We start from the raw sequence: 25191 nt of genomic DNA on the forward strand, positions 1-25191 counted from the left end.
TGTGGATCACCCCGGACAAACTGTCCGGGTAGGTGCGACAGGGAGCTAGCGCGAGGGGGAGACGGCCGTATTCACGGCGTCGAGTACGGCTGACCAGGGCAGTTCTCGCCCCGGCGCACTCCGCGGCTCGTGCAGTGGCCAGACGTCGTCACCGTAGACGAGGTGCACGCCCGCGCGGCGCAGCGCCTCAATATGCATGTCCCAGGACGGGTGACGAGCGTGTGCGGCGTTGACGCGAGGGAAGACGACCACCGGCAGGTTCCGGGTCCCGATCGCCTCGTTGACCTGCGTGAGTGCCTGGTTGTCGGCGATGCCGAGCGCGAGCTTGGCGACCATGTTCGCCGAGGCAGGGGCTACCAGGTAGACGTCCGGCGCCGGGTGCGGGCTGGTGCCGCTGGGGGAGCGCGGCTCGATCCGCACCGGGTGGCCGGTGACTTCTTCGAGTTCGGCGAGCCCGCCGGACTCGGCCAGCCAGCGGCCGGCGGTCGGAGTCAAGGTCACCGCGACGGTCCAGCCGTCCTGCTGGGCAGGCTTGATCAACCGGGGAACCAGCTCTTCGAGCCCACCAGCGCCCGAACCGACCAGACCGAGAACACGCGAGCCCATCCGACTACCTCACCGCGCCGCAGCGCTCAGCCAGGGCGAGCAGGAGCGACGACTTCTTGCCGCCAGTCGCCGGGGCGCGCCGGTACATCGACCGCACGACCTCGCGAACCAGGGTGCTGTGTCGAACGATCGTCGGTGCCTTCTGCTCCGCCGCCAGCAGGGTCTGAAGAGCCTCTTCGTCCTTCGCGACCAGGCTCAGCGCCCGCGCGAAGTCGATCAGGTGCGTTACCTGTCGCTCGACCGGCAGATGGTCAACGTTGATCCGGGGCGCGGACTCGATCACTTGCGAGATGTCGCCCAGGTCGAGCGCGGCCGAGAGCCGGTGCAGCTCGACATTCGCCGGGCCGAACCCGGTCTGCCAGTAGTTCGCGTCCACCCCGAGCTGATCAGCCGCGCGGTTGGCGTGCGACAGCAGCTCGTTCGCCGTCGAGCGGTCCTGGTGCCGGGCTGCAGCGACGGCCGTACGCAGGTAGAGCATTCCGTAGAGGCTTAGCGCCGCAGGATCGCCGGCTGCCATTCTCGGGAGGAGCCACTTCGCGGCCACATCGCCCAGCTCAACGGCATCGTCGAACCGGCCGACCGCCAGCAGCGCGTGTGTGCCTGATCGGGCGGCCGAGGCCAGGACCAGAGGGTCATCTGCTTCGTCCGCCGCTTGCATGGCGCGTTCGGCCGCGATCCAGGCGAGGTCGGCCTCGCCGATCTTGCTGAGCGTCGTCGCAGCCAGGTGATGTACCCGCGCGGACACCGCTGCGCATGCCCGCCGGTACGAGCCGTCGTCCGCCGAGGCCGCTTCCATCCCCTGAGTCGTCTTGATCAGCCCGGGGAGAGCAGTAACCACCCGGCCGAGGTCGCCCTTTTGGTAGCTCGACCAGGCACCTTCTACCAGCTGTGCTACCGGTGCTGGATCGATGTACTCGGGCGACATCGACGAGGAGAACAGCGTCCGCGACAGCCGTCGAGGAGCCATCAACGAGTCACGGATGGCCGGCACGTCGTCGTTCTCGTCCTGGTCTTCCAGGAGCACGGGTTCGCCGAGGAGGTCTCCCAGCGTGACGCGGAGACCCCGCGCGACGTCGGCGAGCACGTCCAACCTGCGGATATCGCGCTCGCCCCGCTCGATCTTGCTCAACCAGTCCTCGGACCGGCCCACCAGATCAGCCAACACCGCTTGCGACAGGCCGCGCCGCCGCCGGTAGAAGGCAATACGCTCCCCGATGCTGAGCTGATCACCCGCACCACGCATACCGCCAGGTTAACAGCAACGCGCCCATGTGCCTTCCTGATGGCTTAACCAAACCCAACTCGCCTACCGCTCGGCCGTCTAATTGCGTAAGTTTGTGGCAGCCGTTCGGAAGGAGCGCACATTGACCAACGGTGGCGATCGGGCGCATCTTGCTGGCCCGCTGTTGGCTGATTGGCATGTTAGGGAGTCGTTGACGGTCGTGCGTTGGGACGTCGACCCTGATCGACGTGGTGTATGTCCCTGTGGTCGTGACTTCCCGATCTACGGGTTCAGGATGGTGTGCCATGAATGTCGTGAGCGTTGTCCGCATGAATTTCCTATCAGTGGCTACAAAGTTTCGGTTAATGGTAGAAAATCTCCCGTTGAGGTATGCAGAAGCTGTGGCTACATGTTCGACTGTCGTCGCGGCACACCGCTCGGAGAGTTTTGTTTCAAAGACAATCGCGTAAGTAGCAAAGTTAGGCCATGTGAGCGCTGTGGCGCTACTACTGAAACCGAGTGGCATCACTGGGCTCCGCGCGCGATATTCGGATATGTGGAAGCGGAGCGTTGGCCTAAATCATGGCTATGCACTGATTGTCACTCCCTTTGGCACCGTGTCATGCGCGACGCTAAAGGATGGCGCCTTCCGGACGGGCAGCGAATCGATGACGGTCCTCACTTTGGCCAGGTAACACCGCCGCTTTGAGTCGATGCGATTCCGCTGGTCATTCAACACGTATGTCAGTCGCGAGTCGTTGGCGAATCGGCTGGTCGTCCAAACCGCGCAGACTTTTCGTGTTGCGGACCGTTTGGGCGCGGAGGGCGACCTCGCAGCGAAGCGGCAGACATTCTCTTTCTGGATGGCCGATATGAACTGCGCTACGTCACGGCGTGTGAGCGGTTGGCTACGCCAATAACCCAGGTAACACTGTCCGTCTATCGTCGGCCGACGCCGTAGCTGTGACAATGTCAGAGCGCTCGTGCCATGATTAACATGCTTCCCTATGGCCGAAATTCGCGATTTGGCAGGCGTTTGCATCATGCCCGCCTCCTTGGAGCCACTCAAGAGAATGTTGTCCGTCACTCTCTGGGTTGAACCACTGCACGCCACCGAGTAGCTCGTAATGCACGCGTAGTTCCGATAGAACGCGTCGCTGCGTATCGTCGAATGAAAATACTGCAACTTGGAAGAAAATGGCAGCTTCGGTGATGTGTACGTCCTTCAGTATGACGTCACGCTTTTCCTGTTGTTTCACAAATGCCATGATAGATTCGCGAAGATCTGCAAGTCTCCTGTCTCGTTCCCTGCGCACTCTGCAGCGTTGTTCCATGTTGGCTAGCCAGCGCGTCATGAACCTTGTTGCGTGGCGCTCCCATTCCATCTGAAGCTCAGGCGTCATGCATACACCGGTGTTTCCTGTCTTGAGTAAAAGAATGATCTGATGAGTATTAGTGAGTTTATCGGCGTTTCTCTCGCTCACGGAGCGTGCTACGCATGCGTCAACAAGTACATGGTTACTGGGTTTCACGAGTCGACGCCTCCTGTACCGCGTTCAGAAATTCCCAATCGGCCTCGTCGGCTACCTCGTCGAAATCGACTGGCCAGCCGCCGAATCGACCGAGTGAATCAAGTTCAGCCTTATCGACGCGAGTGAAGCCGGTCTGTTGGTCGCGGGAGAACCAGTTAAGTGAAACTCTTTCTGGTGATATTTGCCCTTTGGCAATAGAGGTTTGGATGGATCGAAGAAGGAGTGAACTGTGCGTCTCAACGACGACTCGTACCCCACGCTTCGAGGCTGCGACGATTACATCTCCAAGTCGGGTTTGTGCTTTCGGGTGAAGGTGCGTCTCCGGCTGCTCGATATAGACGATCTGACCTGGACGAGCGGCGTGTAGGGCGACAAGGATCGGAAGAGTCTGACTAACTCCAAAACCTACGTCGGCGATATTGACCAAGTCGTTCGCTCCGCTCGCCTGTGAGGTTGGCATCCGGCCGACGAGGAGTTCAAGTCGGATATCATCAATCCTTTGCGCTTTGACTTTCCAAGTAAGGCCAAGATGGCGAAGGTCCTCGCCAAGCGCGGTCAGTTTGGCCTTTCCAATGCTTTCGTCGAGGCCCCATTTATGGATAACGCTTGCCACGTACAATTCCATGGTTCCTGGATAGCGGACCCCTGCGGCTGAACTTGTGTAGGTACGTTCCGGATTGCCCCTGAGTCCGGGAACGTGAATTATGTCTCTCAAGAAGCGCGAGTAGTCAGAAGAACCGAATCCGGTTTGGCTAACAAGGCCGATGCCGCGCGTGGTTCGCCGGTTATTGACTTCAACGTCAAGGAAGCAATGTTCGCGGTATGGGGATAGCTTGAAATCTTCGCGTTGGCCCTCTGAATCCCATAGGACTCGTCGTTCCCTCTGGTACTCGATAAATTCCGGAGGGAAACGCTTTATTAACGCTTCCGAAGATGAAGTCTTGCTAACTCGAATGGTCATGTCCATGTTTACATATTCACTCTCATTCAGGGTCAGACCCTGACTTTGAGAGTATGAGTATGTGTTGCACACACTGGCTGATCCCAATTGTATTGCGATCTTTAAGTGTTCGGCGACGTCTGCGCGACTCTTCCCGCGGCTAAGTCCCTGCAGCCATGAGGTCAATTGTACGTTGGGACCATGGATGAGTAGTGCACCTGGATCGAACTGTGCTTCGACGGTCTGTTTCAACATCAGGAAAGGTTGCATGAAACTTGACTTGCCAGAGCTATTTGCTCCAGAAATCAACGTTAAGGGTGCGATGTCCAGTGAGACTTCGTTTCGAATAGCTTTGTATCCCGATACTGAGAATTTGACCGGCCCTCGGCGGTTGGAAGTGCGCCACCGGGCGATGTCCGCGGAAGGTCTAGTCACGTCTTTCCTTATGTCGAGGATTCCCGTTGCGAGCGTATCGCGACATTGCGTGTTGTTGCCGAACTCGGCTCTATGGGATCAAGGGCGCGCCGCCGGGCGGCGCGCCGGTCGCCTGGCGTAGCTGCTCCCGTTGGCGACCACGCCCGTGCCCGGCACGGCTGGCTCCGCTCCGCTCTGCCGACCGGCCGGGCGGCGCGGCCGCCTTCGGTGCAGTTGCGCAGCGCCGCCCCGCCGACGGCGCGTCTGAGCCATTCAGCCAACGTCGGACCTCCCCTCGCCGATGGGTCGTAAAACCCGGGTCGCCGTCAGATGCCACCGCGTTACGCCCATTCGGCGGTAAGCACCATCCCGAAGCTTGATCGTGACAACGGCCGGTGACGCCGCGTCAAGGCTGGGAAGCGTGCCTTGACCCGACGCCACCGGCCGCGTGCTGGCTTCGTATCGGGATGACGGGGAGCTGTGGGCGGGTACAGTAGGGATGCGCGAGCTGGCAGCAAGAGCCGCGCAGAGGGCATGATCATCTCCCCGGTTTTCCCCCGGGAAACGACGCGAGACGACGAAAACCAGCGACCGACCATGATCGTTTGGCGCGGACGTTTCACGCAGGTGAAGACTGGTATCGACAGATGACGAGAACTAGCCGCTGACCTGGTCTTATTCTCCGTAGGTTCTGGGTTCGAGCCCCAGGCGGCCCACTCGATCGACATCCCCGCTGACCAGCGGGGATGTTCTTGTTTGTCGACCTTGCAAGCCTTGGTTGTGATCATGGGTGGGCTCCCGGTGAGCCCGTGATGGGCTCGGGGCCGCCGTGGCGGCGCCGAGGGCGTGTCGCAGCGGCGTGGGAATCGGGTTTTCGGGCAGGTCACAGCCATGGCAGGTCTCGGGTTGACCTGTCCTTCGCCGAGGCGGTGACCGTAATTTCGCGGGTTGCTGCGGACTACCCGGGTGGAGTCGTTGTGGGCGGGCAGCCGAGCAGAGGCTGCGACCAGCGGGTTAAGCCGCTGCTGCGGCGACGGTGGCTTTCGCGGCGCTGAGGACGTGGGGGATGGTGGCTTCGGCGGCTCGGCAGGCCGGGTCGGGTAGGACGCTGACGTAGGTGTCGGCGGTCAGCGCGATGCTGGAGTGCCCGAGCATGGCTTGCACGGTTTTGAGGTCGTTTCCGGCGGCCAGGGAAAGGCTGCCCGCGCCGTGCCGTAGGTCGTGCAACCGGATCGGCGGCAGGCCGGATTTGTCGTTCACGGCGCGGAATAGGTAAGTCAGATGTTGCGGTGTGAGCAGGCTACCGGACCGGGTCGTGAACATGAAGTCCTGCGATCCAGGATCGACGTCTGTGGCGACGTTTTCCCGGTACTGACGGAGCAGGGCGATGGTTACGCTGTCGAGACTGATGACCCGGTTACTGGCTTCGCTTTCGGTTTGCCGATTTCGAGGTGTCGGCCGTATTGGTGGATCTGGTGGGAGATGCTCAGCAGGCCTTGTTCGAGGTCGATGTCGCACCACCGCAAACCCGCCGCTTCGCCACGGCGGAGCCCGAACAGGGCGATGAGATGAAACAGGGGATAGAGCGGGTGGTCGTGGATGTGCTCGAGGAATGCGCGGGTCTGCTCGACGGTCCAGACCGCAACCGGTGGTCGTTGCCCGGTGGTCTGCCATTGCGCAATCCGGGGCGCGGTCCACACGACTGCGTGCGGGCGTCCGCCGGTGGGCACGTGGGCGTGCCAGGCCGGGTTGGTGGGGAGGAGGCCGCGCCGCACGGCGGCGTTGAGGGCTGCCCGCAACGTCGCGTGGACGTGCCGCAGCGTGCCCGGCCGTAGTGGATGGCCGGACGCGCCGCCGTCGCGGATGAGGTCGGCCACCATCGCCTGGATCCGGTCCGCGGTCAGCTCCCGCACCAGGACACCGCCCAGACAGGGGATCAGATAGTTCTCGACGCTGGTGCGGTACGAGCACAACGTGGAGTCCCTCAGATGGACGAGCGTTGCCAGCCACAGGCGCAGCCACTGGCCTACGGTCACCGTCGCGTCCGCCAGCTCCCGTCCGCCGGTCGCGCCGAACCGCTCTCGTTCGCTGCGTGCGGCCTCCGCGGTGGCGAATCCGCCGCGCCGCGGCTGCCGTCGCCGGCCGTCCGGCCACGGTGTCACCTCCAGGCGGTAGTACCAGCTCCCGTGCCGTTCCCGGGCTGCTCCGACACCCGCACCGCTTGAACACACCCGCCGACGAATCCACTTCCACGTCCGTTCCAAAGATCAATAGAACCCGGCTCGGCCATCCTCGCGTCCATGGCGCAAGTCCAGCTGCGACCTCAAACCCGGTGCAGCGATTGGCTGGGGTGGATGAATGACCCGCGTGCCGCACGTCAGCGGTCGGAGTTTCGCTACGACGAGGCCGAAGCTTGAACCATGCCTGGCTCCCTCGCCGTGCCGATACCGCGGCGGTGGCAAGGGAGCCAGGCATGGTTCCCGCGCAGGGCGCCTTCGTCGAACTGGGCACGTGGGGAGTCTGCGGATGCTGGCTGAGCAAGTTGCCTCCAGCGGGAGCCCAGCACGTCAGCGTCTCACGGCGGCCAAGCGCGATCCGACGTCGAACCCGATGCGCGGCGACGAGAGTTCCCGGTACTTCGGACTCGCGAGATCGAACTCGGCCACGGTGACCAGATCGATGTGCGCTGTTTCCACAAGCATGGCGGCCGGTGGGGGCGCGTGCGTCTGTGAACGATGCCCGCCTCGCGCAGCGCGTCGCACCAGAGGCAAGACTTGTAGCAAGGCTCGTTGTCGGTCAGTACCCGCGCGACGGTGACCCCGGCGGCGGTGAAGAACGCGACCGCGGTTTCCTCGGTCTCATCACCCAGGATCTCGCTGTAAACCAGCCGAGAATGATCGGCCGCCTCGCGACGTCGGGTGCCACTGGGCCGGCTCCAGCCTGCCACTTCCGGCGTACAGCAACCGTCGACGTCGAGTGACACGGTCAGCACACGTCAAAGCGGCGGACAAGTGGTAGCGTGACTGGCATCCGGCAAGACGGATTCCGGGGCCACGTTTCTGCTTCGCAACAGTCCGGCCCCGATGGAGATCCGCCTGATGTTCGCTGCAGTGCTGCCCGGCTGGCGAGTATCGGCCGGCCGGGTGACGTACCGAGGATGCGCGGCAACTTCATCAACGGCGTCAAACGACGCCCTCCGTGTGACCACGTCCTAGGGAGGCGTATGCGCGCACTGTTTGTGCTGCACGACGCGGCATCGGAAACCGGGCTCATCGGCGCAGCGCTCCGCGAGCGTGGATGGCAGGTCGACGAACTGGTTGTCGTGCCCCAGGAACGCCACAACCAGCCTAATGTGACAAGGTCGTTTCCGGACAGCGCAGATTATGATCTACTCGTGCCGATGGGCGCGCCCTGGAACGCCAACGACGACCAGCACATCGGTAACTGGTTACGACCTGAACTACGTTGGCTGGCCGACACTGTTGCCGATGGTGGCGCAGTGTTCGGAATCTGTTTCGGCGCTCAAATCATGGCCAGGGCGCTGAGTGGCTCCGTGCACAGGGCGCCGGCGCCGGAAATCGGCTGGTGCACCATCGACTCCGACGAACTGGCCGCCGGACCGTGGTTCCAGTGGCACTTCGACCGCCTCACCGCGCCGGATGGCGCGACGGTCCTGGCCACCAACCAGGCTGGTACACAGGCATTCCGGATCGGCCGCAGTCTCGGCGTGCAGTTTCATCCCGAAGTGACGACGGCCTGCATCACACGATGGAGCGAAAACGCCGGTTCCCAGCACCTGCGGAACCTCGGCATGACAGTAGAAGCAATGATCGCCGACGCGGACCAGCACGCCGACGCGGCACCAGGACGTGCGAGTGCCTTGGTCTCGTACTATCTGAATCAAGTCTTTCCGCCTCAAGCCGGATCCACCGGCAGATTCGCTGACGTGTCCTAGGATTGGCCTGGCTGGAGGCGCAGACCGGTCAGCAGGGTCGCGTCGGCGTTTGACATTCCGTCGATGTGCTCGCCGTCCCAGTTCATGTCGCCGACGACGGCGACGATTTGGCCTATGTGCTCGCGGAAGCTCTGTCCGACGGAGTGACACATAGCCAGCGCCGAGTACAGCGTCGGCAGCGGGTCGTTCCAGCCGCTGCCCGCGTCGCGGACCTGCGCGAGGTCGTCGATGGACTGGGGCAGGCGTTCCAGCTGGTCGGCGAAGCCGTCGGCCAGCACGGCGAGCGAGAGCTGTACTTGGCTGCCGGGCTCGAGCACGAAGGTCTCCGGCCGCGGGGCGAGCAGCCCCGCCGCCAGCTCCTCTCGGGGCATCAGCAGCAGGCCGTCGGTGGCGCGGGGATTGCACTCCACGAAGGTGAGCCCGTCATCGGTGATCAGGAAGTCGAAAGAGATCTGGCCGGTGTAGCCGAGCTCGGCCACGATCGGTTCGATCAGCTTCAACGACTCGGCGGCGTCGATCGCCTCGAACTGGATGCCGGTGCTGTGCCTGCGCTGCCGGGGGATCCGGTACATCAGATGGGAGCTCACCCGGCCCTGGTGGGCGGTGCTGTAGGTGCAGACCGTCTCACCGTCCAGGAAGGGCTGCACCAGCCACGGGGATGCTGGCGTGGGGTGAACGTCGTCGATCTCGAGTGCATCGGCCAGCGGGCCGGTGTTGGTCAGGCAGCAGACCCCGCCGCGTGAGAAGACGCCGCGGGCGAAGTACCGGTCGAAACGACCGGTAGTCTCGCGCAGCTCCTCGTCGGAGGCCACCACGACCGTCTCGGGGATCGGCAGCCCGAGATGGGTGACCAACCGAGCGAAGGCTCCCTTGTCATGCAGCCGGGCGAGCGTCCTGAAGGGTGATGCGAACACTTTGGTGGCCTGGCTGAACCGCTCGATCTGGGTCGAGATGTAGAAGGCCTCCTCGTAGGCCGGCACGATCACGTCGATCTCGTGCTCCCGGACGATCCGCTCCAGCTCGGCGAGGAAGCCCGCGGTGTCGCTGCGCGGCGAGGGATAGACGAAATGGCCGGCAAGGTACTTGGAGTGGTTACCAGGCGACAGTACGTGATCGTCAGCGGCGTAGATCTCGCGGCCTTCGGCCGCGAGCTTGCGCACCATGCCCAGCGCGAACGGCATCCGCGAGCTCGTGATCAGCACCTTCACAGGTCCACCCTCCGCTAGCGAACGACCGAGACGAAGGACTGAGCGAGCACGAGCAGCCCGCCCAGCGTCACCGGGGCGCGTCCTGGCGACCGCTCGCAGCCAGCTTCGCACGTTTGGCCGGGTTGCCGTCAGCACCAGACAGAGCAGAGCAGATGATCGCCAGCTGACGCGAGTCGGTCTACCGGTCGCGGACGCTCAGCGCGGATCGACGCTGGAACTGTTGTGTAGCAAGTGAAATTGCCCACCTGGCTAGTGATGATCAGAGTTGCTGAAGCCCTGATACCACGCAGAACGGAAGGCGCTTCCGGTGAGATGGTTGCATGCGTGGACGCGCGCGACAACGTGCGCCGATGACCCGGCCACGTGTCGTGCGCAGGGCTGATACCTGTGATGACACTGGCCGAACAGGCGGGTCTGTCCGAATCAGCCACCGTGGCTGTGCCTGGCCATTGACAGGCAGAAACCGGCCCGGAAACGCCGCTGCGGCCTCGGCATCGCGGTATGATCCAGGTGACAGCGCCGGAGCGCCCAGTCCCTGCCCTCGCGACGATCGACCGCCAACGACGGCCGCATCTGTCCATCGGCCGCGCGCTCGTCATCACAGCGGTGAGGATCAGTAGCGGTCGGTAGGCTGAGGAGCCCGATCGTGAAACTCAAGAAACTCGATCTTCGCCGTCGGCGATCACCGGCAGCCGTACCGCCGGCGATCCCCATCGCACACAGCCGCAGCGGCGGTAGGACAGAGCTCGGTGTCGTTCATGCGGTCATCGAGATGCCGGCCGGCGGGCGTGAGCCCCCGATACCCCGGCACCCGCCGCTGACCGTGGCGACCGAGCAATGCGGACGGACGCTCGTGCTCCTCGTGGACGGCGACATGGACCTGCACACCGCCCCCGCGGTGCACCAGGCGCTCGAATCGGCGTTGAGCAAGAGGCCGCAGCGGCTGGTCGTGGACCTGTCCTTCGTCCGGTTCCTGAACTCGGCGGGCCTGGAGGTCCTGCTGGCCGCGCACCGGCAGGCCGCGCCGCGCACGGATCTGCGGGTGGTCGCCACCACCCGCGCGACCTGGCGCCCCATTCAGATCACCCGGCTGCACGAACAACTGGCCATCCACACCTCGCGGGCCGAAGCCATCGCCGCGCCCGCCCGGCGCGGAAATGAAGACCGCCCTCCCCGAGGGGAAACCCGCCAATCCTTCTCATCGCTCGAAGCGACACCGTCATGACCCCTACCGAACACACCTCGCCGTCACAACTCTTCCCGTCCGGACCGAAACCCATCGTCGACGGGGAGCATTCCCGGGGTGAGCTGGTCACCGCTGGCGTAGGCCCACGGGTTCTGGCACGCGCACCTGGGCTGGCTCTTCGGCCGCGACAAGACCAACATCGCCCGGTTCGCACCGGATCTGGCCGCCGACCCCGACATCCGCGCGGTCGACCGGCTCTTCCCGCTGTGGGTCGCGGCCACCGTTCTGGTGCCCGCCGCTCTCGGCGGCCTGATCGGCGGGTCCTGGTGGACGGCGCTGACCGCGTTCCTCTGGGCCGGGCTGGCGCGGGTGTCCCTGCAGCACCACGTCACCTGGTCGGTCAACTCGATCTGCCACATGATCGGCAGCCGCCCGTTCGCCAACCGCGACCGCTCCGCCAACTTCTGGCCTCTGGCGATCCTGTCGATGGGCGAATCCTGGCACAACTCCCACCACGCCGACCCCACCTGCGCCCGCCACGGCGTGCTCCGCGGGCAGATCGACATCTCCGCCCGCGTCATCCGGATCTTCGAGCAACTCGGCTGGGCCACCAAGGTCCGCTGGCCCACCCCGCAACGCCTCGCCAGGATGACCGCCCCACGGAGCGACAACGGGAAGCCTGCCGGGTGAACCACACCAGTTCCGCGATCACCGGATGCAGAAGGCGAGACCGTCGATGTTCACCATGACCGAATCGGCCACCGAAGCGATCAACCAGCTCACCGCGGCCCAGAACGTCCACACCGAAGGCGGCCTGCGCCTGACCCTCGACGGCCCTCCCGAGGAGGGCGCCGAGCTGAAGGTCGAGGTCGCCGCGCACCCGATGGCCGGCGACCGCGTCATCACCACCGCGAACACTCAGGTGTTCCTCGGCCGCGAGACCCGGGTCCACCTTGCCGACAAGGTCCTCGACGTCCGCAAAGACATCGACGGGCACTACACATTCCTGATCACGACCCCGAACTGACGCACGATTCGAACTCGACGTCTTCGAGGGCTTCGATCTGCTCATCCAGGGACTGGACGGCGTCGAAGTGTCTTCGGTGGGAGCCGCCATGTCCAGCCACACCACGGCGGTGGGATCGGCGAGGTGCTCGGAGATGTCGGCGACCGGGAAGTCTTCGGCTTCCAGGGCGCCGTCGCGGTAGAGCCGGGTTCGCGCCATGGCGGGTAACGGTAGTTCCGCGCGCGGGAGTCGTCAGGGGCGTGACCGGGCGGCGTAGGCGATGATCGCCTGGACGTCTGCGGTGCCGTCGGCGACGTCGCGGGACAGGTCAGCGAGCCGCCGGTTGTGCGCGCGGGCGTAGCCGCGCAATGCGCTGAAGGCGTGTTCCATGTCCGGGTCTCCGCTTTGTGCGGAAAGCGCGCCCTTGGCCTGCTCGATGATCACGCGGCTGTTGAGAGCGGTCTGGAGCTGCTCGGTGAGGATCTCGCCCCGGTCGATGGTGCGGTGTTGCAGCAACCCGATGGTGGCGACGTCGGCCAGCGCCTGGGCCAGGACGGTGCGGTCCGGGTCTTCGGGCACGGGGTCGCCGTTGAACAGGGTCAGCGCGCCGATGACCTGACGGCGCAGCCGCATCGGGATGGCTTGTGCGGCCCGGAATCCGGCGGCATCTGCTGCTGCTGTGAAGCGCGGCCACCGGTCGGCGTCGCGGTGGAGGTCGGTGCTGAGCACGGGACGTCCGCTGCGGACGCATTCGATACACGGCCCGTCGTCGGCCTGCACCGCGAGGGTTTCCAGTAGCCCGGCCCGTTCGGAGGACGCCGCGGCCATGCGTAACCGGCCGTCGGGGTCGGTCAGGACGACACCGGCGGCGGAGACTTCCATCAGGTGCAGGCACTGCTCGACGAGGGTGCGCAGGAAGTCGCTGACGTCGAAGTCATCGACCAGGGTGTCCGCGAGTTCGACGAACGTGCGGGCGAGGAGCCGTTCACGGTGTGCGGCCGTGGTGGTGCCGACCGGTGCGGACGCGGCGTCATGCGGGATTCCTGGCATGTCTGTCACTCTTCCGTCTGTAGGTGCAGCTCGTGGCCGACGATTCGCCTGCCCACCTCGTTGAGGGTCAGCTGGTGGGCGTAGGCGTGGGCGCGGATCCGCAACAGGGCGTCGCGCACGCTCACGCCCAGCTGGACCGTGAGGACGCCGGTGGCCTGATGGACCGCGTTGTGCACATCGCCCTGCCCCAGCAGCCTCGTGCTGCCCGGCGCCTCGACATCGGCCAGCAGAGCCACCGTGGCGGCCTCGGCCAGCGTGAACGCACCGGAAAGCTGCTGCCCGGTCAGCGGCCCCGAAGTGGTGCGGTGCAGGTTCAGTACACCGAAGCGGGCCGCGCCGACCTGCAACGGGAGTGAGCAGACCGCCGCCACGCCGAACTCGGCAGCGCCGGGAGCGAACACCGGCCATCGGCGATGTTCGAGCTCGAGATCCGGCACGATCACGGGCCCCCCGGAATTGTAGGCGTCCACACTGGGGCCTTCACCCACGGTGAGCTGCAGGTCCTCCAGCTTCACCCCGACTTCGTCGGTGGCGTGCAGCAAGACCTGGGAACCCTCGGTCAGGGGGCCGCCCATCACGCTCACACCGGCTCCGGACACAGCCAGTTCGGTGACACACAGCTCACAGATGCGCCGGACCACCTCAAGGCCGCCGCCCGAGTCGCCGAGAAGCGCCAGAAGCCGTTCAGAGCCGCTATCGGCCATGGCAGGCCTCGTTCCAGCGGCGGCTGAGGCGAGTACATCCGACCTTGTTCACGTTTGCGCAGCACACACCGACTGGGGACGGGTGGGGTTCCTCGCCGCACTCACCATTCATCATGATTCGGACCCTCGGCTCGCCGTACTCGGACGTCAGCACCAGGGACCGGGGTGCCACCACGGCCCATTCTACTCATCGCCGGTTACAACGCAGTCAGAAGTGCGACGGTCCGGTAGCTCTTCGGTTCGGGCACGGTTTCGGATCTTGTGGAAGTCAGTCAGCTTGCCTCCCAGTCGAGACCGCGTTCGTCGGGCCTGACCCCGGCGGTTGACTGGTCCAGCACCGGGCATCGCCTGTACACGGCATTGGCCTGCACATGGCGACCCGAATGGAACCCGCAAACAGCCGGCACAGCAGCGCGGGGGATGCGGCTTCCGCAGTTCGACGTTACGCCGACTGCTCGGCGCCCTCACATGGGGCGGCTGGAACGCCGTCAGCTTTGGTAGGGGTGCGGGCGCGCGATCTTGACCGCACGGAGACGATGTAGAGCCGCCTGCATCCGCCGACGACGGTTCTCCACCATCGGTCCTCCAGGCGCTCGACCTTCGTGCGACTACCCGCAGCTTACGGCTCCGACACGCGCAGGTAGCGACGAACGGACTCGCCTGTCCGGCGCGCGTCGGCCGGTCTCCGTGATCGAGCGGTTGGTCACGGGGCAGCGTCCCTCGTCACCACAGGGCGTTATCCGGACGGTCAAGGCGCACCGCCACAAAAGTCGTCGCGTCGCGCGCTCGGAGAAACGACACCCGATCTGATCTTGTTTACCGCCGAGCAGGTCCGGGAACCCGCACCGGGTAAAGAGTGGGTGCCCCAGTCCCCGGCGCCGCAGGACTTGGGGAAGGACATACATGACTGCGTCTCCGATGAGCGCCGAGGCTGGCGCGCGCGCGACGTCGCGCAACGACTTCGGTGATCTCGGCCGCCTCGTGCGAGGCGAAGGATTGCTCGACCGGCGTTATGGTTACTACGCGGTGAAGATCAGCCTCACGCTGCTCGCCCTGGTCGGCGGTTGCGTGGCGTTCGTGCTGCTGGGCGATTCGTGGTGGCAGCTGGCGACCGCGGTGTTCTTCGCGGTGATGTTCGCCCAGATCGCGTTCCTCGGCCACGACGCGGGCCACAATCAGATCTTCCGCACCGGCCGAGCCAACGACCGCCTCGGCTACGCTCTCGGCGGGGTCATCGGCATGAGCTACGGCTGGTGGATGGGCAAGCACACCCGGCACCACGCCAGTCCCAACCACGAGGACGACGATCCCGACATCGACATCCCGCTGCTCGCCTTCACCCGCGGGCAGACCGGCGACAAGCGCGGGCTCGTGCGCTGGACGTCGAAGCACCAGGCGTTCCTGTTCTTCCCGCTGTTGCTGCTGGAAGGGCTGAGTCTGCACTGGTCCGGCATCCAGGCCGTACGGGACGACAAGGTCAAGCACCGCCGGCTCGAAGCGGTGCTGCTGTTCGCCCACATCGGTATCTACCTCGGCGCGGTGTTCGTGGTGCTGTCCCCGCCGGTGGCGCTGGCGTTCATCGCCGTCCACCAGGGACTGTGGGGCGTGTACATGGGCTGCTCGTTCGCGCCGGGCCACAAGGGCATGCCCACCTACACCGACAAGACGAAGCTCGACTTCCTGCGCAAGCAGGTGCTCACCAGCCGCAACGTCCGCGGTGGCCCGTGGGTCGACTTCACCCTCGGCGGCCTGAACTACCAGATCGAGCACCACCTGTTCCCGAGCATGCCGCGCGTCAACCTGCGCCGCGCGCAGCCCCTGGTGCAGAAATTCTGCGCCGACCACGGGATCGACTACGCCCAGTGCGGGCTGTTCAAGACCTACTACTACGTCCTGCGGCACCTGCACGAGGTCAGCGCACCGCTGCGCGCCGGGAGCGCACCGGCCCGCTAGCCGCGGAGTCGAGCGCGCTCAGCGCTATCGGCTGCGGCCCGTCGAATCGCCTGACCTACGGTGAGATCGGTACCGACGGGAGCGGTCAGCGCCGCGTCAAGGGAGTCGTACACCGCTAGGTACTGGTCCAGCTCCGTGAGGCTCAGCGGCCGCCGGGTGACCCTGCCGGTGGCCACCACCCGCAGCCAGGTCCGCTGCTCGGCTCGCCGGCGGGCCTCGACCAGGACGGTCAGTCCGGCGCACCCCAGGAACCGGACCTGCGACAGATCCACCACCACCAGGCGCGTACGCGCCGCTAACGCGTGCTCGAGAACGTTGTGCATCTCGGGCGCGGTATGGGCGTCCACCTCCCCTGCCACCTGTACGACCAGAGACCGCGGATGGCGCAGCGCAGTAACCGTCAGCGGTACCGGGTACCGATCGTCGTCGCTGGGACTCCCCGCAGGCGCGGGGTCCTCCGCGGGGACGACGCGAAGATGACGGTTGACGTTCTGTCCAGGGTTTGTCACGACCAGCTCCAGATCTGGCCGACCGCTACTCGCCTGCCGCACCCACGGGTACGGGCCTACGAGACAAGTGCAGCCTGCTCACGAACGGTGTTCGTCGTGAGAGCGAGGTCCAGGCACTCCCGGCGGGGAGTTACCACCTTACCGCCTTTCGAATCTCGCAGCGACTGGTCGTGAACCCGATCGCGCAGCCGCGCAATTCCAGGCTTGTGATCCCAGCGCACAGGGGCATGTCCAGCAGCGATGAGGGACCAGGCGCTCGGAGTTCGGGACCACCGTGGACGCCGGCGCCGCGCCGCTTCCACCCACCGTGCCGCTCTGCCGACCAGACATCACGTACCGCCCTGGTCGGCCTGCGCCGTCGCGTGACGACCACACCCGGTCTCGTCGAATCCCAGCTGCCGAGTGCAGGCGATGCTGGCCTGGACGGTAGGTGAACTTCAACCTCGGCGAGGTGGCGTGGGGCGAAGAGTTTGCTGATCGATCATCGGGGTACTTGGGGCTTACAAGCGCTGCCCCAGCCCCCGGCGGCACGAATCCGTGCGTCGACTTGGGAGCGGCAGTGGTGACCGACAGCGACAACTCCAGGCTCTGCCGGACGCTGCTGCAGCGGGCTGGGCAGGCCACACCACCGCGTTCGCCGAACTGTACGACCGCACCGCACCAGAGGTGTTCGGGCTGCTCTGCGGCATCCTGGAGGACGTGAACCAGGCCGAAGACAGCACCCTCGAGGACCGACGTTGGTGACCCCGAGCATCGCCGTTTCCGGGCAGGCCTGGACCTCTTCGGTGTGGACGAACCCGCCGTGGGTGAGCTGGGTGTAGCCGCGGCCGGTGCCGCCGCTGGCCTCGCGGATGGCCTGCTGGACGGTGTGCAGCGGGGTGCGGGTCTCGGGCATCGGCTGCAACGTCCACCCGGTCACGGCGCCGGCGCCGTAGAGGTGCCGCAGCTGCTCGGCCATCTCGCTGGTGCCGATGACGTGCAGCACCCGGCCAGGCACGACCCGGCACACCCGCGCGGTGCCGAACGGGGAGTCCTTGGCCAGCCGGTCGCCGGCGGTTTCCCAGTGCCCGGGCTGGTCGTGGAAGTCGAACGCCTCCGCGATCGGGCTAGAGCCACGGTGAGGGGGGCGTTGTCGGTGAGGTCGTGGGTCAGGGTGGCCAGGACGCGCAGTCCGGCCCACAGCAGTGCCCGGAGCTGCTCGCGGCTTCGCCGTTCGTCGGCGTCCTCATCGAGGTCGTCGCTGCGGCGGTTCCATTGCAGCTGATGACATTCGCCGACATTGTTTTCCCGCAATCTTTTAATCCGTAGGTTCTGGGTTCGAGCCCCATGCGGCCCACCAGAAGACCAGGTCAGAGGCGGCCTGGCTGTCAAGGAGCCAGGCCGTCTCCCCGGCTTTGCGGCGGCCGACGCTCGCGACCGCCGCCCGGTCACCACAACGAAGATCTGCCTGTGGTGGGACTATCGCCGGAACCAGCGCCGCCGCTTCGGTGAGTCTTCGGCAGGGTCGGTCGGCTGCAGTCCCAATCTTCCGGTCAGGAAGAACGTCCCAGTCACGACGTTGCCGCGCGCGGGTGGTTGCTCGAGGTCGGTGGTCGCGATAGCGACGCCGAGCTCGATCCCGGCGATGGTGCGGACCCGGATTCGATGGAATGCCGACCCGGTAACGGTGTTCACGGGAGTGTCGACCTCGATGACCTCGCCGGCGAACAACGCGTGGGCGGAGGGCGTCCAGCCGGGCGAGGGTTCTGCGAGCTGGAAACTCCCGGAGGGGATGAAGTGGTCGGCGGCGAACTTCGGCCCGTCATCGTCCTGAGAGGCGAAGTATGCCTCGGCATCGGCGTGCACGGTGACGTCTTCGGCCAGCGCCGCCAGCACCAGGGATCCGGTCTCGAGCCGCCCGCCGAAGTGGGCGAGGACCGCTCGGTCTTCCAGCTCCACCGCGACGGGACAGACCAGCTCCCCGTCGACGCCATCGAGGAGTTCGAGCATCGCGGTCTCGTCATCGACGAGGCGAACGTCGCGCACCGGCACAGCGGGCGTTGTGCCGGCCAGGCACGGCAGCAGGAAATCGATCTTGCCGTTGCGGACCTGCGCGACCAGCCTGGCGCCCGAGGGATCGGTCCAAACGTGCTCGCTGATCTTCGTGGCGATCTGCCGGGCTGCGCCCGCGTTGATCAAGGAAACGACCCGCTCCCCGAACTCCTCCTGGCTGGTGACGCCGATCCCGATCGCCTCGAAGTGGCTGGACACCGATCACTTCCCCCTTGTTCTACCGTCCACTGGAGACTAGTACCGGGCGGAAACAAGGTCATCCTGGTTTACGTGGATGACCGCGTGTGGCGAGTGTCGTCGGCGGGAGGGTGCAGGCGAGGCCGCGGTTCACGCGCAAGTCACTCGATCGGGTCAGTCGGAATCGGTGAGATTCCGTGGTCTTGTCGCTAATTCGAGTGAATCGGACGCAATCGCGCTCGACGTACACTTGCCGGGTTCGCCGATGGATCCCCGCAGGTCAGCCACGCGGCTGTCGGATTCGATTCGAGCGAATTCCGATTTGTATCGTCCCGAGAGCGGGGTATGGCGGAAGCGGAGAACGGGTTGCGGTTATGGTGAAGCGGCCGATCGGCGTGATTGATCGTCGGCGGCGGAAGAGTCGGTGAGCAGGCGGGATCGCGATCGTGGCGGGTGCGGCTAGGCGGGGAGACGACACGGCGAACGCCGGTCGGATCCTGGTGCGCGCGCTGGTCGTGACCGGAGGTGCCGCTGCGGCTTGCGCATTCGCGTGGTTGACGGCCACGGCATCGGCCAGCACCGTCACTGATATCGCGGACGGGCCGCTCGGAAAAGGTTCCCCGGCTGTCGAGATAACCACCGATGACCCGCAACCGCCCGTACTCGTGCAGGTAGCCGACTCGGCTCCCGCGGTACAAGGCGCTCGCGACGCGGCGGCTCGGCTGGTCGATCGCCTGGAGACGAACGTGCCCTACGCGGTGGACGCGCTTCCCGCGACCGTCGCCGCGGTCGGGCGCATCGCCGTGGCGGCGACCGAACTGGCGAGTGCACCGACCGATGGCGTCCGTGACGACGCCGAAAAGCCGGCGGCCGGCCTCGACACCCCGGCGCCGGACGACGCTTCGCGCGCACCGGTGAACAGTCTCCCGCGTGAGCGATCAGCCGACATCTCCTCCGCGATGCTCCCTCTTCGTGTCGTCGCGGCCGAGGTTGCGGGTCAATTGCCGGCTGACGACCGAGCCGACCACGGAGCAGATGATCTCGGCGGACGGTCCTGGCCGCCGTCCTGGACGGTTTCGGCGAATGCCGGTCCCGCATCCGGACATGACCGCGGTTGTGGCGACGTCGCCCAGCCAGATGCCGGGGAACACCCGCAGCAGTGGTATCGCAAAACTGGTGTGCAACACCGTGCCGTCACGGCGGCAGAAATTCAGCCCGGCGTCACGCCCGACTGATACATCTCGGCGCGCCGGCTCTGATGCCCGCGTCGTGTTCGATTGCCGACTTCACCAGTTGGCGCCTCTGTTTTATTTGCGAATCGGTCTGTCATTTCATTACCTTGATCCAAGGAGTATTTGTCATGCGCATTCACACGAAGCGGACCATGCAGGTCGCACTGGTCAGCGGCGGCCTGCTGCTGGTGGGCACGGGCAGTGCCTCCGCGGCCGTGGCTGTCGACCCGGGTGTTGCTGATTCGCCCCTGGACCAGCTCGTCACGCAGCCTGCGCTTCACGGCGTCACCGATGACCTTCAGGCGGCGCAGCCGCTGGAGCAGGCCTCGACCGGCCTGGACCTGCGGCACCCGGCCCAGGCCCTCGACGCGGTGCTGCACACGGTGCCGGTGCACCTGTTCGAGCAGGAGCTGGCGCCGAGCGCCGAGGTCGTCGGCGACCTGCCGGAGCACGACCTCAATGCACCGCTGGGGAGTGAGCTCGCGGCAACCGACCTGCCGGCTCTCCCCGTCGCCGTGCCGCTGACGGCAACTCCGAACACGGCGCCGGAGCGGGCCACGCTCATGCCGGTCGACGGCGAGTTGCCGGTGCTGTCGGCGCTGCCGGTGCACGGAGACGTCTCCGGCCGGCCCCTCGACCCCGAGGAGGGCACCCGGGTCACCGGCCTGCACACCTCCGCCGGGCTGGCCGAGGCGGCGGCGCCGGGCCGGCCTCCGGCCGAGCCGACCCACGACCAGCGTGCGGACACGTCCGCGGCGGGGCTTCCGCTGCTGGGCGGGCTGCTGCCGAACATCAACGGACTTCTCCCGACGCAGGCGCCGGCCCTGGCCGGAGTGCCGGAGCTGGCCTCGCTCAACTCGCTTACTCACCTGGCCGGGAGCACACCGCTGACCCACGGCAGCCGCTACAACACCGGTGCGGTCACCGCACCGTGACCCCTCCTGCGTAGGTAACAGCGCAGCGCACTCACACACTCAGGGCCGGAAGCACATGCGCTTCCGGCCCTGAGCCGTGTCCACGGTCGAAAAGGTGGGGACGTACCTGAGCGGATGTCAGCTGCGGAATGTATGGATCTTCTGCCGGATGGTGTCGTGGTCGTCGAGGTTGCCGAGGGTCTCGAACGCGGTGATCACGGCTGATGTGCGACTTTCCTGGTCGGGGTGCTGCTCCCAGTACGCTCGCGGAATCTGCAGCACGGCGGTGAGCAGGTCGCCGGGGTAGAAGTCGCCTTCGGCGAGTGGGTTCCGCTCGAGGTGGGTCAGTGCGATGGGGACCAGGACGGCGGGGCTCTCCTGCTGGAGAAGCAGGACGCGGAGGTCTTCGATGTCCATCGTGCCGATCGGCTTGTGGCGCAGCTCGTAGACGGTCTTGATCAGCCGGGTCGCGTCGGCTGGCGGGTCGCCCCAGTGGTGGTCTTCGATCTGTTCGAGGGTGAGCGATTCGTCGACGTCAGGACTGGTCCCCATGGCTCCTCATGCTAGCTGTCGCGTCGTTGCCGACGGGTGAACCGGTGCCCGCAGTCGGCTCAGCCGCGTGGTTCCGCGCCGTGCCAAAGGGGTCCGCGTCCGCAGCCAGGAGTCCCTTGTGCCGGGCCTGGTTCAAGAGACGCCAAGGACTTCACCACTCAGGTGACCAGCTTCCTGGCCGCCTGACCCACCTCCGGTGTGGGAACCGGGGCCCTGGAGCGACCCGCTCCATGGCCCTTGGCCGTTAGGGTGGCGGGCATGGACGCGACCAGGTGGCTCATCGTTGTCCGGCACGCGAAGTCGGACTGGTCGGAGGGCCTGCCCGACCACGAGCGGCCCCTCGCGCCGCGTGGTCTCCGTGATGCGCCCAGGCTCGGCCGGTGGCTCGCGGAGGAGGGGCACGTTCCCGAGCTGGCCGTCTGCTCCACCGCGCGCCGCACCCGGGAAACCTGGCTGCGCGTGAGCGACGAACTTCCCGCGCCGCCGACCGTCGAGTACGACGACGATCTCTACGGCGCCGACGTTCCCGAGTTGCTGAACGCCGCCCGCCGGACGCCCTCCGGCGTCACCACGCTCGCGCTCGTCGGCCACGAGCCCGGAGTCAGCGACGTGACCCTGCACCTCGCCGGGCACGGAGACGAGACGTTGCCGGTCCAGACCAAGTTCCCCACCGGTGCTGCGGCCGTGCTCGCGACCACGGATCCCTGGGACGCCCTCCGCACCGCCCGGCTCGTCGCCTTCTTCCGGCCTCGCGACTTCGCCGGCTGACGGTCCGGCAGTCCGGAGGTCTGGACCAGGCGTTGCGCTGCGGATGTTCACATGCGTACGCTCCATTCACTATTGAGTCTTCTGTTCATATTTGTGAATGGAGCGGACATGGTATTCCGCCACACCGTCGTGGCCACACTCGCCGCCTTCGGCCTCGTCGCTTCTTTCGCCGCGCCGGCCGAGGCCGCGTCCCTACCCGCCGGCTGCACCGTTCCGGTCATCGGGCCGGTGTGCGCGCCGCAAACCGCCGTCCTCGACGGCAAACAGCTGCTGGGCACGAAGTTCGCCGCTCTCGTCGGCGAAAAGACGTCCCGCACCGCGCTGAACAACCTGCTCGCCGCCGCGAAAACCGACCTCACGGCCGGACCGTGGAGTGTCACCTCGAAGAGACAGGTCCCGCCCAGCGGCGACAAGCACGACTACCTCAGCCTCGCGCCCTACTGGTGGCCGACAACGCAGCCGACCGCGGAAAACCCGTGGGGCTGCCCGTTCGTGCAGCGCGACGGCCAGCGCAACCCGAGCGTCGACGAAATCACCGACCACGCCTACCGCGGCCGCGCGTTCGCCGCGATCTACCGGCTCGCGCTCGCCTGGTACCACACCGGGGACGCGCGGTACGCCCGGCGCGCGGCCCTCGACCTGCGCACGTGGTTCCTCGACGCGGCCACGAAGATGAACCCGAACATGAACTTCGCCCAGGGCATCCCGTGCAAGGTGGACGGCCGCGGCATCGGCATCATCGAGTTCGCCTACACGTTGACCCAGGTCGCCGACGCCACCGCGATCCTGGCCACCGGTGCGCCCGGCTGGACGAAGACCGACCAGGCCGGCATGACCGGCTGGTACACGCAGTTCCTGGATTGGTTGCGCACCAGCAAGAACGGAACCGACGAAGCCAGGGCCCAGAACAACCACGGCAGCTTCTACGACATGCTCGTCGCGGCGCTCGCCCTCGGCACGGGACAGCGCGAACTGGCCGCGGCCGTCGCGCGGGACGCCGGGCCGAAGCGGATCGCGTCGCAGATCCAGGCCGGCGGCTTGCAGCCGCAGGAGACGAGCCGGACCCGCAGCTGGCACTACTCGACGTTCAACCTGGTCGCGCTGACCCGGCTCGCGCAGATCGGCCGGCACGTCGGCGTCGACCTGTGGCACTACACGGCGCCGAGCGGCGCGACGCTGTTCGCCGCGGTCGACTTCCTGATCCCGGCGGCCACGCGGGGACAGCCGGCGTGGCCGTACCCGGAGCTGGACTTCCGGCCGTACGCGGCGCTGGACGTCCTGCACGCCGCGGCCGACGTGGGTGACCAGGCGGCCCGTTCGGCCTTGCCGCGGGTACCCGTGCCGCCGGGCGGCGACCTCTACCCGGTGCGGCCGGCTGCGGAACAGCTCGACGACATTTCGAAGTCCTGACGTTCCGGCGCGGAAAGAGCCCGGCCGTTCGCGGCCGGGCCCTTTCCCGGCGGAATCAGACGCCCGCCACCTGCGAAATCCAGCTGCGATAACGCGTGATGTTGGTGTACGCGGTGTTGTTCACCCGGTCACTGGTCGACGCGACGCCGACCTGGCGGCCGGAGGCGAACATCGGGCCACCGGAGTCGCCGCCGGCGGTGATGCCGTTGACGCGGTTCGCGCACACGGCGACGCCACCGTTGTAGTCGCTGCAGCTGATCGAGTTCACCCGCACGGTCGCGACCTTGAGGTAGCGCGACTGGCAGTTGATCTCGGAGCCGCACTGGCTCGTTGCGCCCCAGCCGTAGACCGAGACGTTCTGGCCGACCGAGACGTCACCCACGCTGCCGAGCGGCGAGTAGGTGGCGTTCACCGAGGTGGTGAGCCGGACGATCGCCAGGTCGGCGGAGCCCGGGTACCGCGTGATGGTGGAGCCGGTGGCCATCGTCCCGCCGCTCGACTGGTCCAGGCTGCCGATGCGGAACGTGTAGGTGCCGGCGCTGCTGACGCAGTGCTTGGCGGTGAGGATGTACTGCGGGGCGATGATCGTCGCGGTGCAGTTCTGCCGGCCGTTGACGAACAGGCGGGCGGCCCAGGGCCCGCTGGTGGCGTTGCTGCCGCCGATGATCGACGGCTGGGCCTGCGGGGTGCTGTCGGCGACCGCCGGACCGCCGAGGCCGACGACGGCCAGTGCGGTGCTCGCGGCCAGCAGGACGAACTTGCCGAATTTCACGCTCACTCCTTTTCACGCGGGGGAGAACCGCGTGGGGAAAGCCGGTGGGGACCGAACTCGAAGATTGTCCGAGTTTTCGGTGAATGTCCGGAACCGACGAAAGTCGCCGGTCGAATCCGTATTTATTTCCCGGAGTGGGCTACGTGCAGTTCCCGTACTGTTCCGTGCTCGGTACGGGGCGAGCCGTTCGGGACGAGCCGTTCGGGGCGACGGTCAGGCGGCGACCTTCGCCGGGGCGGTCTTCCGCAGCCAGTACAGCCCGACGACCGGCAGCACCAGCGGGATGAACAGGTAGCCCTCGCCGTAGCCGGACCAGACGGTCGGGTGCCGGAAGGCGGCCGCGTCGACGAGGCTCAACGTGCCGATGGACAGCACACCCAGCAGTTCGACCGAGCAGGCGACGAGGGCCACCCGCCACCAGCCGTCACCACGCCGGGCCAGCGCGATGGTCGCGACGATGTAGACGGCCGCGGCGAACGCCGAGAGCAGGTAGGCCAGCGGGGCTTCGTGGAACTTCGTCCCGATCTGGACGCCGGCCCGCGACGTCGCAGCCAACGCGAAGATCGCGTACACGGCCACGAGCACCCGTCCGGGGCCGCTGGCCGTCCTACGCTGTTGCTCCACTCCACACCTCGCTCAGTCGCAGCACCATCACCGGGACGGCCAGGCAGGCGATGCCGAGCACGGCGGTGCTCGAACGGCTCCGCTCGGCCAGCGCCCAGGCGGCGCCGACGGGCAGCACGACCAGGCAGCCGATCAGGTAGGCCAGGTAGGTGGCCAGGCTGCCGGGCCGGTCACCGCCGGCGAGCAGCACGATGCCGATCACCAGCTGCGCGACCAGCAGCAGCTCGAGGATCGCGAGCGCAATCAGGAGCGGATTGTCCGGAAGCCGGTTCCGAGCCGACTGGACGAAGCTCCAGAGCGCGACGAGCGTGGCAGCCACGGCGACCGTCACGGCGAATCCGAAGATCACCCGTTCCTCCTTCCGGTCCGCCGGCCGCCAACTTACTCCGTGGTACCGGCGGGCCT

General features: G+C 66.4%; 24 protein-coding genes and 2 pseudogenes. 10 read left to right on the top strand and 16 right to left on the bottom strand.

Features of this window, described 5'->3' with window-relative positions; genetic code table 11:
* Positions 1-45 precede the first annotated feature (45 nt).
* From ACLJQE_RS06575 to ACLJQE_RS06605, 7 genes and pseudogenes are all read right to left on the bottom strand, one after another.
* Positions 46-606 carry a flavoprotein gene (locus tag ACLJQE_RS06575; RefSeq protein WP_410638070.1) on the bottom strand — a complete coding sequence of 187 codons (561 nt, stop codon included), beginning with the start codon at positions 604-606 and terminating at the stop codon, positions 46-48.
* 4 nt (positions 607-610) lie between these two features.
* Positions 611-1849 (bottom strand): helix-turn-helix domain-containing protein, encoded by a 1239-nt coding sequence (locus tag ACLJQE_RS06580; protein WP_410638071.1) that lies wholly within the window; start codon positions 1847-1849, stop codon positions 611-613.
* A gap of 971 nt (positions 1850-2820) precedes the next feature.
* Positions 2821-3312 (bottom strand): hypothetical protein, encoded by a 492-nt coding sequence (locus ACLJQE_RS06585; protein ID WP_410638072.1) that lies wholly within the window; start codon positions 3310-3312, stop codon positions 2821-2823.
* A gap of 34 nt (positions 3313-3346) precedes the next feature.
* Positions 3347-4327 carry an AAA family ATPase gene (locus ACLJQE_RS06590; RefSeq protein WP_410638073.1) on the bottom strand — a complete coding sequence of 327 codons (981 nt, stop codon included), beginning with the start codon at positions 4325-4327 and terminating at the stop codon, positions 3347-3349.
* Positions 4328-5728: 1401 nt separating this feature from the next.
* Positions 5729-6178, bottom strand: coding sequence for a tyrosine-type recombinase/integrase (locus ACLJQE_RS06595; RefSeq protein ID WP_410638337.1), 450 nt, complete (start codon positions 6176-6178; stop codon positions 5729-5731).
* Entirely contained in the window at positions 6106-6876 is a 771-nt protein-coding gene (locus ACLJQE_RS06600; protein ID WP_410638074.1) for a tyrosine-type recombinase/integrase, read from the bottom strand. Before ACLJQE_RS06600 ends, ACLJQE_RS06595 begins: the two co-directional genes overlap by 73 nt.
* 542 nt (positions 6877-7418) lie before the next feature.
* Positions 7419-7613 (bottom strand): annotated as a pseudogene (locus tag ACLJQE_RS06605) (IS481 family transposase); the annotation flags it as partial.
* A gap of 324 nt (positions 7614-7937) precedes the next feature.
* On the opposite strand from ACLJQE_RS06605, the gene ACLJQE_RS06610 reads away from it, so the two are divergent.
* Positions 7938-8669 (top strand): type 1 glutamine amidotransferase, encoded by a 732-nt coding sequence (locus ACLJQE_RS06610; protein ID WP_410638075.1) that lies wholly within the window; start codon positions 7938-7940, stop codon positions 8667-8669.
* Here ACLJQE_RS06610 and ACLJQE_RS06615 read toward each other — a convergent pair.
* A complete protein-coding gene (locus tag ACLJQE_RS06615) occupies positions 8666-9877 on the bottom strand; it encodes a hypothetical protein (RefSeq protein ID WP_410638076.1) in 1212 nt (403 codons plus the stop codon). The two genes, ACLJQE_RS06610 and ACLJQE_RS06615, sit on opposite strands and share 4 nt — an antisense overlap.
* Before the next feature lie 646 nt (positions 9878-10523).
* Between ACLJQE_RS06615 and ACLJQE_RS06620 the strand changes: the two genes are divergently transcribed.
* From ACLJQE_RS06620 to ACLJQE_RS06630, 3 genes and pseudogenes are all read left to right on the top strand, one after another.
* Positions 10524-11102, top strand: a complete 579-nt coding sequence (locus tag ACLJQE_RS06620; RefSeq protein ID WP_410638077.1) for an STAS domain-containing protein — start codon at positions 10524-10526, stop codon at positions 11100-11102.
* Between the two features lie 102 nt (positions 11103-11204).
* Positions 11205-11753 (top strand): annotated as a pseudogene (locus ACLJQE_RS06625) (acyl-CoA desaturase); the annotation flags it as partial.
* Positions 11754-11778: 25 nt separating this feature from the next.
* The gene (locus tag ACLJQE_RS06630) at positions 11779-12090 is read left to right on the top strand and encodes an iron-sulfur cluster biosynthesis protein (RefSeq protein WP_410638078.1); all 312 of its coding nucleotides are present in this window, start codon (positions 11779-11781) and stop codon (positions 12088-12090) included.
* A gap of 231 nt (positions 12091-12321) precedes the next feature.
* Here the strand turns inward: ACLJQE_RS06630 and ACLJQE_RS06635 are convergent, their stop codons facing one another.
* Entirely contained in the window at positions 12322-13119 is a 798-nt protein-coding gene (locus ACLJQE_RS06635; protein WP_410638079.1) for a GAF and ANTAR domain-containing protein, read from the bottom strand.
* A 5-nt stretch (positions 13120-13124) separates the two neighbouring features.
* A complete protein-coding gene (locus tag ACLJQE_RS06640; RefSeq protein ID WP_410638080.1) occupies positions 13125-13823 on the bottom strand; it encodes a GAF and ANTAR domain-containing protein in 699 nt (232 codons plus the stop codon).
* 918 nt (positions 13824-14741) lie between these two features.
* On the opposite strand from ACLJQE_RS06640, the gene ACLJQE_RS06645 reads away from it, so the two are divergent.
* A complete protein-coding gene (locus tag ACLJQE_RS06645) occupies positions 14742-15776 on the top strand; it encodes a fatty acid desaturase family protein (RefSeq protein ID WP_410638081.1) in 1035 nt (344 codons plus the stop codon).
* Here ACLJQE_RS06645 and ACLJQE_RS06650 read toward each other — a convergent pair.
* Positions 15773-16327 (bottom strand): STAS domain-containing protein, encoded by a 555-nt coding sequence (locus ACLJQE_RS06650; protein ID WP_410638082.1) that lies wholly within the window; start codon positions 16325-16327, stop codon positions 15773-15775. The genes ACLJQE_RS06645 and ACLJQE_RS06650 overlap by 4 nt on opposite strands.
* 1101 nt (positions 16328-17428) lie before the next feature.
* On the opposite strand from ACLJQE_RS06650, the gene ACLJQE_RS06655 reads away from it, so the two are divergent.
* The gene (locus ACLJQE_RS06655; protein WP_410638083.1) at positions 17429-17593 is read left to right on the top strand and encodes a hypothetical protein; all 165 of its coding nucleotides are present in this window, start codon (positions 17429-17431) and stop codon (positions 17591-17593) included.
* Positions 17594-17743: 150 nt separating this feature from the next.
* Here the strand turns inward: ACLJQE_RS06655 and ACLJQE_RS06660 are convergent, their stop codons facing one another.
* Entirely contained in the window at positions 17744-18535 is a 792-nt protein-coding gene (locus ACLJQE_RS06660) for a hypothetical protein (protein WP_410638084.1), read from the bottom strand.
* A gap of 479 nt (positions 18536-19014) precedes the next feature.
* Here ACLJQE_RS06660 and ACLJQE_RS06665 point away from each other — a divergent pair, with 479 nt between their 5' ends.
* Positions 19015-19749, top strand: a complete 735-nt coding sequence (locus tag ACLJQE_RS06665; protein WP_410638085.1) for a hypothetical protein — start codon at positions 19015-19017, stop codon at positions 19747-19749.
* A 125-nt stretch (positions 19750-19874) separates the two neighbouring features.
* On the top strand, positions 19875-20681 hold the full coding sequence (locus ACLJQE_RS06670) for a hypothetical protein (protein WP_410638086.1): 807 nt from the start codon (positions 19875-19877) through the stop codon (positions 20679-20681).
* A gap of 117 nt (positions 20682-20798) precedes the next feature.
* Here the strand turns inward: ACLJQE_RS06670 and ACLJQE_RS06675 are convergent, their stop codons facing one another.
* The gene (locus ACLJQE_RS06675) at positions 20799-21212 is read right to left on the bottom strand and encodes a contact-dependent growth inhibition system immunity protein (protein ID WP_410638087.1); all 414 of its coding nucleotides are present in this window, start codon (positions 21210-21212) and stop codon (positions 20799-20801) included.
* A 258-nt stretch (positions 21213-21470) separates the two neighbouring features.
* Between ACLJQE_RS06675 and ACLJQE_RS06680 the strand changes: the two genes are divergently transcribed.
* Positions 21471-21980 carry a SixA phosphatase family protein gene (locus ACLJQE_RS06680; protein WP_410638088.1) on the top strand — a complete coding sequence of 170 codons (510 nt, stop codon included), beginning with the start codon at positions 21471-21473 and terminating at the stop codon, positions 21978-21980.
* Between the two features lie 108 nt (positions 21981-22088).
* Complete coding sequence (locus ACLJQE_RS06685; protein ID WP_410638089.1) at positions 22089-23390, top strand: alginate lyase family protein; 1302 nt, start codon at positions 22089-22091, stop codon at positions 23388-23390.
* A gap of 55 nt (positions 23391-23445) precedes the next feature.
* On the opposite strand, the gene ACLJQE_RS06690 is transcribed toward ACLJQE_RS06685, so the two are convergent.
* The 3 genes from ACLJQE_RS06690 to ACLJQE_RS06700 all read right to left on the bottom strand — a co-directional run bounded on the left by ACLJQE_RS06690 (position 23446) and on the right by ACLJQE_RS06700 (position 25135).
* Entirely contained in the window at positions 23446-24120 is a 675-nt protein-coding gene (locus ACLJQE_RS06690; protein ID WP_410638338.1) for a S1 family peptidase, read from the bottom strand.
* 255 nt (positions 24121-24375) lie between these two features.
* The gene (locus ACLJQE_RS06695) at positions 24376-24747 is read right to left on the bottom strand and encodes a hypothetical protein (protein ID WP_410638339.1); all 372 of its coding nucleotides are present in this window, start codon (positions 24745-24747) and stop codon (positions 24376-24378) included.
* Between the two features lie 22 nt (positions 24748-24769).
* Positions 24770-25135: a hypothetical protein gene (locus tag ACLJQE_RS06700; protein WP_410638090.1), complete on the bottom strand. Its 366-nt coding sequence runs from the start codon at positions 25133-25135 to the stop codon at positions 24770-24772.
* Positions 25136-25191: the final 56 nt, after the last annotated feature.

The sequence above is a fragment of the Amycolatopsis sp. lyj-346 genome (assembly GCF_046548975.1).
Taxonomy (GTDB): domain Bacteria; phylum Actinomycetota; class Actinomycetes; order Mycobacteriales; family Pseudonocardiaceae; genus Amycolatopsis.